Origin of the sequence: Aquabacterium sp. (assembly GCF_030652515.1) — a bacterium.
Taxonomy (GTDB): Bacteria; Pseudomonadota; Gammaproteobacteria; order Burkholderiales; family Burkholderiaceae_C; genus Aquabacterium.
This window is the reverse complement of record NZ_JAUSAR010000113.1, coordinates 72,940-81,723: the sequence shown is the minus strand read 5'-3', so window position 1 is coordinate 81,723 and position 8,784 is coordinate 72,940. Positions and strand designations below refer to the sequence as shown.

General features: G+C 63.8%; 9 protein-coding genes and 1 tRNA gene. 6 read left to right on the top strand and 4 right to left on the bottom strand.

All coding sequences use genetic code 11. The features are described from left to right. A tRNA-Ser gene (locus Q7V20_RS13685) sits at positions 1 to 91 on the top strand. Between the two features lie 76 nt (positions 92 to 167). On the opposite strand, the gene Q7V20_RS13680 is transcribed toward Q7V20_RS13685, so the two are convergent. Together Q7V20_RS13680 and hmpA are read right to left on the bottom strand one after the other, a co-directional pair. Next, a complete protein-coding gene (locus Q7V20_RS13680; protein ID WP_304792009.1) occupies positions 168 to 398 on the bottom strand; it encodes a hypothetical protein in 231 nt (76 codons plus the stop codon). 84 nt (positions 399 to 482) lie between these two features. Beyond that, the gene (gene hmpA, locus Q7V20_RS13675) at positions 483 to 1,664 is read right to left on the bottom strand and encodes an NO-inducible flavohemoprotein (RefSeq protein ID WP_304792006.1); all 1,182 of its coding nucleotides are present in this window, start codon (positions 1,662 to 1,664) and stop codon (positions 483 to 485) included. A gap of 178 nt (positions 1,665 to 1,842) precedes the next feature. Here hmpA and norR point away from each other — a divergent pair, with 178 nt between their 5' ends. Beyond that, positions 1,843 to 3,378, top strand: a complete 1,536-nt coding sequence (gene norR, locus Q7V20_RS13670; protein ID WP_304792003.1) for a nitric oxide reductase transcriptional regulator NorR — start codon at positions 1,843 to 1,845, stop codon at positions 3,376 to 3,378. Positions 3,379 to 3,441: 63 nt separating this feature from the next. Next, positions 3,442 to 4,920: an NAD(P)/FAD-dependent oxidoreductase gene (locus tag Q7V20_RS13665; RefSeq protein WP_304792001.1), complete on the top strand. Its 1,479-nt coding sequence runs from the start codon at positions 3,442 to 3,444 to the stop codon at positions 4,918 to 4,920. Positions 4,921 to 4,927: 7 nt separating this feature from the next. On the opposite strand, the gene Q7V20_RS13660 is transcribed toward Q7V20_RS13665, so the two are convergent. Next, positions 4,928 to 5,287, bottom strand: a complete 360-nt coding sequence (locus Q7V20_RS13660) for a DUF2845 domain-containing protein (protein ID WP_304791998.1) — start codon at positions 5,285 to 5,287, stop codon at positions 4,928 to 4,930. A 92-nt stretch (positions 5,288 to 5,379) separates the two neighbouring features. Between Q7V20_RS13660 and Q7V20_RS13655 the strand changes: the two genes are divergently transcribed. After that, positions 5,380 to 6,186, top strand: a complete 807-nt coding sequence (locus tag Q7V20_RS13655; protein WP_304791996.1) for an EcsC family protein — start codon at positions 5,380 to 5,382, stop codon at positions 6,184 to 6,186. Here Q7V20_RS13655 and Q7V20_RS13650 read toward each other — a convergent pair. Further along, positions 6,155 to 7,096 (bottom strand): LysR family transcriptional regulator, encoded by a 942-nt coding sequence (locus tag Q7V20_RS13650; RefSeq protein WP_304791993.1) that lies wholly within the window; start codon positions 7,094 to 7,096, stop codon positions 6,155 to 6,157. The genes Q7V20_RS13655 and Q7V20_RS13650 overlap by 32 nt on opposite strands. A gap of 108 nt (positions 7,097 to 7,204) precedes the next feature. Between Q7V20_RS13650 and Q7V20_RS13645 the strand changes: the two genes are divergently transcribed. Continuing rightward, positions 7,205 to 7,828, top strand: a complete 624-nt coding sequence (locus Q7V20_RS13645) for a glutathione S-transferase family protein (protein WP_304791990.1) — start codon at positions 7,205 to 7,207, stop codon at positions 7,826 to 7,828. Further along, positions 7,825 to 8,763 carry a pyridoxamine 5'-phosphate oxidase family protein gene (locus Q7V20_RS13640; RefSeq protein ID WP_304791987.1) on the top strand — a complete coding sequence of 313 codons (939 nt, stop codon included), beginning with the start codon at positions 7,825 to 7,827 and terminating at the stop codon, positions 8,761 to 8,763. Before Q7V20_RS13645 ends, Q7V20_RS13640 begins: the two co-directional genes overlap by 4 nt. Positions 8,764 to 8,784 lie beyond the last annotated feature (21 nt).

Genomic DNA, 8,784 nt, shown 5'->3' with positions numbered 1-8,784 from the left:
GGAGATGTGGCCGAGTGGTCGAAGGTACTCCCCTGCTAAGGGAGCATACGCCAAAAGCGTATCGAGGGTTCGAATCCCTCCATCTCCGCCAAAACAGAGATCCCCCTGCAAGTCTTGTACTTGCAGGGGGTTTTTCTTTGGGCGCGCTTTGGTGCCGGTGCACCGCCTCACTGCCTGGCCAGGGCCTGGCCAATCGCCAAGCAAACCTCATAAAGGATTTCGCAGATCTTGGTTGCGGCCAGCACCGCGATGCAAATCGAGCACACCCAGATCAGCAGCGCCACGCGTTGTTCTGCACGGTTCATGGGCACGCGGGCATTCACCCGCGTGATCTGAATCCGGGGCAAGGCATTCGGCAGTGGGCGGGGCTCTAGGCGCCGTTCGCGTTGACTGTTCACGACATGTCTCCCGGGACAAATCCGGATGCATGCTTTGTGCCAACGACTGGACGGCCCTTTCAGCCGCGGGCCCGCCTTGAATGCTCACGCGGTGATGGCTTCCATGGGCCCAAAAAACTCGTAGCGCAGCTGGCTGGGCTGCACGCCCAGGTCTCGGCCGATCTGGTAGATGGCCTGCATGAAGGGCTTGGGGCCGATGAAATAGACGTCCACGTCGCGGTCGGCGGGCAGGTGCTGGCCGAGCAGATCCTGGGTCACCCGACCGATGGTGTGGGGGCGCTCTGCACCACGAGGTTGCTCGTACACATACGTGGCGCGCACGTTGGCGTGCTGGGCTGCCAGCTCGTCCACCCGATCACGAAATGCGTGCACCCCGCCATGGCGGGCCGCGTGGATGAAATGAATGGGGCGACCGGACGCCGCATTGGCTTCCAGCATGCTCATGGCGGGCGTGATGCCCACGCCGCCAGTGACGAGCACCAGCGGGCGCGTTGTTGCTTCGCTCAGCACGAAATCACCACTGGGGGCCTGCACCTGCAGTTCCTGCCCCACTTGCACTTCATCATGCAACCAGTTGGAGGCCAGCCCGCCAGCTTCGCGCTTCACACTGATGCGCAGCCAGGGCTTGCCCGGCGCATCCGATAGCGAGTAGTTGCGGCGCATCTCCTGTCCGTGCACCTTGAGCACCAGGGTCAGATATTGGCCGGGTTGGAAAGCAGGCAGCGCCCCGCCATTGGTGGGCTCCAGGTAGAACGAGGTGATCAGCTCGCTCTCAGGCTCTTTGCGCGCGACCTTGAAGGCGCGCGTGCCACGCCATCCGCCCAGCTTGGCGGCGTTGTCCTGGTACACCTGTTCTTCGGCGGCGATCAGGATGTTGGCCAGGGCCGTGTAGGCCTCGCCCCAGGCGGCGATGATGTCGTCGGTGGCGGCCTCACCCAGCACCTCCTTGATGGCGCGCAGCAGGCACTGGCCCACGATGGGGTAGTGCTGGGCCTCGACGCCCAAGGACACGTGCTTCTGGATGATGCGGGGCAGGGCGCCTGCCAGGGCTTCCAGGCGATCGATGTTGGCGGCGTAGGCCAGCACGGCGCCCGCCAGTGCGCGCGCTTGCGTGCCATGGGCCTGGTGCGCCTCGTTGAAGAAGGCCTTGAGCTCGGGGTGCTCCCGCAGCATCAACTGGTAGAAATGCGTGGTGATGGCCTCGCCGTGCTGCTTGAGCACGGGCACGGTGGCCTTGATGAGGGCGATGGTTTGGGCAGAAAACATGGTTGGGCTCCTGAGGGTGGTTTGAACGTCTGCCTCACTCCAATCCAAATACCGTGCCAAACCTGCACCGCGCGCAAGTGCTTGATTCACAAGTGGCTTTGCTCAAGTGTTGTTAAGATGACAGCATGATGATTGTTGTCTGAATGACATGGATGTTGTCGAATTGACTAATGAGGGTGTGCTGGCACCATATCAGAGGCTTCTTTCTGCCGCGCGGGCGTTGGTGCAGTGCGATGCCGTCGCCTTGCTGCGGCTGGAGCACGATGTGCTGGTGCCCGTGGCCATCGATGGTTTGAGCGACGACACCCTGGGTCGGCGTTTCGCCGTGGCCCAGCATCCCAGGTTGGCGCAGTTGCTCTCCAGCGGGCAGGGGCTGCGTTTCCCCTCCGATTGCAACTTGCCCGATCCCTACGATGGTCTGGTGGCCGGCCACCCGGACATCCTGCCGGTGCACGACTGCATGGGCGCCCCTCTGATGGTGGGCGGCCGCCTGTGGGGGCTGATCACCCTGGACGCGCTGACCCCAGGGGCCCTGGCGGGCGTCTCGCCCGAACAGCTTCGGGCTTTGACAGCCTTGCTGGAAGACGGCATCGAAAAGCAGAACACCATTGGAGCATTGGCCGAACGGGCCGAGCGCGAGCAGGCCGTGTCGCGGGCCTTGCTGCAAACCGGCCAACAGCCACGGCGCCTGTTGGGCCACAGCGCATCGCTGCAGCAGTTGGTGGGTGAAATCAACATCGTCGCGTCGTCAGACCTGACGGTGTTGATCCTGGGCGAGACCGGGGTGGGCAAGGAGCTGGTGGCGCAGCAACTGCACGCGCAGTCCGCGCGGCGAGATCGCCCCCTCATCCAGCTCAATTGCGCGGCCTTGCCCGACACCTTGGCCGACAGCGAGCTGTTCGGCCACAAGCGGGGCGCTTTCACCGGGGCGGTGCAGGACCGGGTGGGCAAGTTCGAGTTGGCCGATGGCGGGACCTTGTTCCTGGACGAGGTGGGCGAGCTGTCGCCCTCGGTGCAGGCCAAGCTGCTGCGCGTGCTTCAAAGTGGGGAGCTGCAACGTCCGGGCAGCGACAAGGCCTTGCGGGTCGATGTGCGGGTGTTGGCCGCGACCAACCGCGATCTGAAGCAGGAGGTGGCGCAGGGGCGTTTTCGCGCCGACCTGTACCACCGTTTGTCGGTGTACCCCTTGCACGTGCCGCCACTGCGAGAGCGTGGCCGCGATGTGTTGACCTTGGCTGGTGGATTTCTGGAAGAGAACCAGCACCGTTTGGGCGCGCGCAATCTGCGCTTGTCGCCGCTGGCCAAGGCGGCTTTGCTGGCGCATGACTGGCCTGGCAATGTGCGCGAGTTGGAGCACCTGATCAACCGGGCCGCGCTGCGTGCCTTGTCGGAGCAGGGGCGCAGCGCGAGGTGGGTGGCCATTGACCCGGGGCACCTCAACTTGGGCGATGTGGCCGGTGGTGGCACGCAGCCGCAGACATCAAGTGCCGAGTTGCCACCACCGGTGGAGATGGTTGACGGGCAGGGACTGCGTGCCGCCACGGAAGCCTTTCAGAGGCGGTGGATCGAGGCGGCCCTGGGCAAGCATGCGGGTTCCATGGCGGCAGCCGCGCGAGAAGCGGGCATGGACCGGAGCAACTTTCACCGCTTGGCAGTGCGGCTAGGGGTGTCCAGGCCTGAAATATCTGACATCGTTTGTGATCAAATATATTGACAATGATTGTTGTCACTATTAAAGTGCAGGCCAGACACTCGCACTTTGACCCTGAATCGCACCATGTCAGCCACCAACGCTTCCACCGAAAAAACCTCGATCCTGATCATTGGCACTGGCTTTTCCGGCCTGTGCATGGGCGTGCAGCTCAAAAAGGCGGGCATTGAAGATTTTGTGCTGCTGGAGCGGGGCGATGACGTGGGTGGCACCTGGCGCGACAACCACTATCCGGGCGCGGCTTGCGACGTGCCTTCAACGCTGTATTCCTTCTCGTTCGAGCCCAACCCGGAGTGGTCGCGCTCCTTCCCGACCCAGCCCGAGCTGTTCGAGTACCAGCGGCATGTGGCGCGCAAGTATGGTTTGACGCCGCACGTGCGCCTGAAGGCCGATGTGCAGGAGTGCCGCTACGACGAGGCGACCAAGCGCTGGACGGTGACCGCGAAGGACGGCCGCGTCTTTGAGGGCAGCGTGGTGGTCTCGGGCATGGGTGGATTGAGCAACCCGTCGTACCCCAACATCCCTGGGCTGGACCAGTTTGAAGGCGAGTCCTTCCACTCGGCCACCTGGAACCATGATTTTGACCTGCGTGGCAAGCGCGTGGCCGTGATTGGCACTGGTGCCAGCGCCATCCAGTTCGTGCCGCAGATCGTGGGCAAGGTGAGCGAGTTGCATTACTTTCAACGCACGCCGCCTTGGGTGCTGCCCAAGGCCGACGGCCCGGTGCGTGGCTGGGAGAAGTCCATGTTCCGCGCCTTGCCCTTCACCCAAAAAATCTACCGCGCGTGTGTCTATGGTCTGCGCGAATGCTATGTGCTGGGCTTTACCACCTTTCCCAAGGTCATGGCGGCGGTCGAATGGCTGGCCAAGGCGCACATTCACCGTCACGTGAAAGACCCGGTCAAGCGCCAGCAACTGACACCCAATTACCGTGCCGGCTGCAAGCGTGTGCTGCTGTCCAATGACTACTACCAGGCCGTGGCCCGCCCGAACGTCAACCTGGTCACCGATGGCATCCAGGAAGTGCGCGGCAAGCGTGTCGTCACCAAGGATGGCACCGAGCGCGAGGTGGACGCCATCATCTTCGGCACAGGTTTCAAGATTCAGGAATTGGCACCCAAGGGCACTTTCATCGGGACTGCAGGGCGTGATCTGGCCGATGTCTGGCAATCGGGCGTCGAGGCCTACCGCGGCACCACCATCAGCGGCTTTCCCAACCTGTTCATGATGGTGGGGCCCAACACGGGCGTGGGGCACACGTCCATCATCTACGTGATCGAATCGCAGGCGCGTTATGTGGTCGATGCGATCAAGACCATGCGCGACCAGAAGCTGGGCAGCGTGGATGTGCGGCCTGAAGTGCTCAAGCAATACAACGACAAGGTGCAAAGCATGCTGGTGGGCACCGTGTGGAACAACGGTGGTTGCAAGAGCTGGTACCTCAGTGAGAATGGCCGCAACAACACGCTGTGGCCCACCTTCACCTTCCGCTTTCGCAGCCAGCTGAAAAGCTTTGACCAGGCCAGCTACCAGGTCAAGCGTTGATCCTGGGTCATTTGGGGGCTCGGCCGTAGGTGATGGACTGAACCACCCCCGACTTGAACCGCACGGTGGCCATGAGGTTACCTTCGCCCCGGTCGTACAGCCATTCCTCGACCTGTTGGCACGGGGCCACCACACTGGCAAATGGCTGGGGCACGGGCATCAGGGAGGGGGCGTAATACACCGGTGCACAGAAGCTGTCGGTGAGCATGGGTTGGCCGCATTTGTGCAACACGGACAGGCGTGAGTCGCCTTCGGAGGCGATGTTGCCATGGCAGCGCAAGGACTCTGCGTTGGCGGACGCGCCATGCAGGGCCGCGATGGCGGCCGCCATCAGAACAAGGCGGTGGTGGGCACGTGGTTCACGCATGGCCCTCAGAATACCTTTTTTAGGCGGCGCCCGCAGGTGGCCACGCGTGGGCGCACCAATTGCTACCGAGAGGTCAAACAAAGGACCACAACATGCCATTTTCATCTGCCGACATGGGCGACCTTCGCCAAGCCAAGGCGCTGCTTGAAAACCCCGGCCTGGTGGCCAGGATCAGTGATGTGCTGGGCACGCCGCTTGAGAGGGGTTTTGGCATGCTGCCTAAAAAGTGGGGCACCGTGATCAACGAGGCTGCCAGCAAGGCCATTGCCAAGGCCATGGACGTGGCTTTGAGCACCATGAACAGCCTGCCCGCCAGCCACTCGTCCAACGGCTGGCACAAGCTGGCGGTGGGGGCCAGTGGCGCGGTGGGTGGTGCGTTTGGCCTGTCCACCTTGTTGATCGAATTGCCGGTGTCCACGACGATCATGTTGCGCTCGATCGCGGATGTGGCGCGCAGCGAGGGAGAGGATCTGAGCACGCCCGAGTCCCAACTGGCGTGCGTGCAGGTGCTGGCGTTGGGGGGCCGATCTGCCCAGGACGATGCGGCAGAGACCGGCTACTTTGCGGCCCGCGCGGCCATGGCGCAGGCGGTGTCTGAGGCTGCCCGACAGGTGGCGCAGAAAGGTTTGGTTCAGCGCAAGGGAACGGCGCTGGTTCAGCTCATCGCGCAAGTGGCATCGCGCTTTTCAGTGAACGTGTCCGAGAAGGTGATGGCCCAGGCCGTGCCCATCGTCGGGGCCGTGGGCGGCGCGGTGATCAACACCTTGTTCATGGAGCACTTTCAGTGCATGGCGCGCGGGCATTTCATCGTGCGAAGGTTGGAGCGCGTGCACGGTGTTGAAGAAGTCCGGGTGGCCTATGCCGGTATCACAGTGAACGGGTCGGATCAAACTCGTTGAGCGCAGGGTGGGCACGCAAGCGCGCCACCGCGAAGTCAACGAAAGCGCGCACCTTGGCGGCGGCATGCCGGCCTTCGGGGTGCACCAGATGCACCGGCACGGGGGCTGGTTCATAAGCCGCCAGCACGATGCGCAGATGGCCTGAGGCCACATGCTCGGCCACCTGGTAGGAGATGGCCCGCGCCAGCCCATGACCGGCCCGTGCGGCCAGGATGCCGACCTCGCTGCTGTTGACCGTGCATTGCACGCGGGGTGAGGGCGCCGGGTGCAACTCGCGCTTGGGGTCATCGGGGCGGGCGAACTGCCAGGGCGTGAAGGGCCCGCCGGAGGTCGAGGTGCCGATGGCGTCGTGCTGGCCGAGTTCATCGGGGGACATGGGCTCACCATGCTGTGCCAGGTAATCGGGCGAGGCGACCACCACACGCCGCACGCTCCCGACCTTGACGGCGCTGAGGGAGGAGTCGGGCAGGTGCGCGATGCGCAAGGCCACGTCCATGCCTTCGTCGATCAGGTGCACCACGCGGTCCACGAAAAAGGCCTTGGCCTGCACACGCGGGTGTGCCTTGAGGAAGTCCAGCATCAGCGGCGCGATGTGGATGCGCCCGAACAACACCGGGGCCGTCACTGTGAGGTAGCCCTGGGGTTCGACGTGCGCGCCGCTGGCCACGGCATCGGCCTCGTTCAATTGGCCCAGGATGCGGCGGCAGTCGGCCAGGTAGCGCTCGCCGGCTTCGCTCAGGCGCAGGCTGCGGGTGGTCCGGTGCAGCAGGCGCGCGCCGAGGTGGGCCTCCAGGGCGGCCACCGCGCGGGTCACGGCCGCGGGCGAACATTTCAGCCAACGGGCGGCGCTGGCGAAACTCTGGGCATCGGCCACGGCGACGAACACCCGCATTGATTCAAGCTGGTCCATGGCCTCATTGTTGCGCAACTTGCAATGATGATTTTCTACACATGAGGATTCACAACGTTATCTGGTGGGAATAAGGTGAGGGCACTGTTCAACCAAGGAACCTTCACCATGTCGATCCGATTGCATGACTTTGCCTTGTCCGGCCACGCCCACCGGGTGCGCCTGTTCCTGTCACTGCTGGGTTTGCCCTTTGAGACGGTGCCGGTCAACATGCTCAAAGGCGAGCACAAAAGCCAGCCATTCCTGGCCCTGAACGCGTTTGGCCAGGTGCCAGTGCTGGAGGATGGCGACGTGACCTTGTCCGACAGCAATGCCATCAACATCTACCTGGCTTTGAAACACGATCCGTCGCGGCAATGGTGGCCCGAGTCGCCAGCGCAGATCGCCCGGGTGCAGCATTGGCTGAGCGTGGCGGCAGGGCAGTTGGCACAAGGCGCGGCCCGCGCGCGCTGGATCTGCCTGACCGGCGGCACGCCCGACCAAGCGGTGATCGACACGGCGGTGCAACTGCTGCGCGTGATGGACCAGCACCTGGCTGGTCAACGTTTTCTGGCCTCGTCGCAGCACCCCACCGTGGCCGACATCGCCTTGTACAGCTACACGGTGCGCGCGCCCGAAGGCGGCATTCCGCTGGAGGCGTACCCGCACGTGCGGCGCTGGTTGTCCGAGCTGGAGGCCTTGCCAGGTTTCGTGCCCATGCCGTCAACCCAGCCTTTCAAGAAGCCGGCATGAACGCCAGCCCTTCGCCCTTTCATGCTGGCGAGCAAGCCATGCAAAGCCTGGTGGGCGTTCGCGAGGCGATGGAGATGCGTGGGCGCCAGATGATCCGGGACCACATGCCTGATCAGCACCGCGAGTTCTTTGCGGCCTTGCCTTTCATCGTGATCGGGGCGCTGGATGGGCAGAGGCGCCCATGGGCCACCGTGATGGCCGGCCCGCCGGGGTTCATGGATTCGCCCGATCCGCAGGTACTGCGCTTGAATGCCGGACTGCTGGCCCACGATCCTCTGGCGCCGAGTTGGCACGCTGGGGCGCCATTGGGTTTGCTGGGTATCCAGCCGCACACGCGTCGGCGCAATCGGATGAACGGTGTGTTGACCCAGGTGGATGAGTCGGGGGCCTTGGTGGCCGTGCGGCAGAGCTTTGGCAATTGCCCCAAGTACATCCAGCCGCGCCGCGCGGTGTGGATGGGTGGCGATGGCTTGCCCAAGGAGCCACCACAAGTGCGTGATGAAGGCCCACACGTGTCGCCGCAGGCCATGGCCATCATTCAACAATCCGATACCTTTTTCATCGCCTCGGCGTCGCTGCACGCGGGCGACGGCGACATGGCCAGCAGTGAAGGGGTGGACGTGTCGCACCGAGGCGGCCCGCCGGGTTTCGTCAAGGTGCACGAAGAAGCCGAGGGCACCTGCTTGACCGTGCCCGACTACACCGGCAACTTCATGTTCAACACCCTGGGCAACATCGTGAGCAACCCCAAAGTGGGCCTGCTGTTCATCGACTTTGCCAGTGGCGCGCTGTTGTGGTTGCAAGGCTGGGCCCACGTCGATCACGACAGCCCGGAGCAGGCCGAGCATGCGGGCGCACTGCGCTTGCTGCGCATCCGCATCACGCAAGGGCGCCTGCATGAGAAGGGGTGGCCGCTGGTCTGGTCGGAAGGCTGATATCGTCTCTGCCAGGACAAC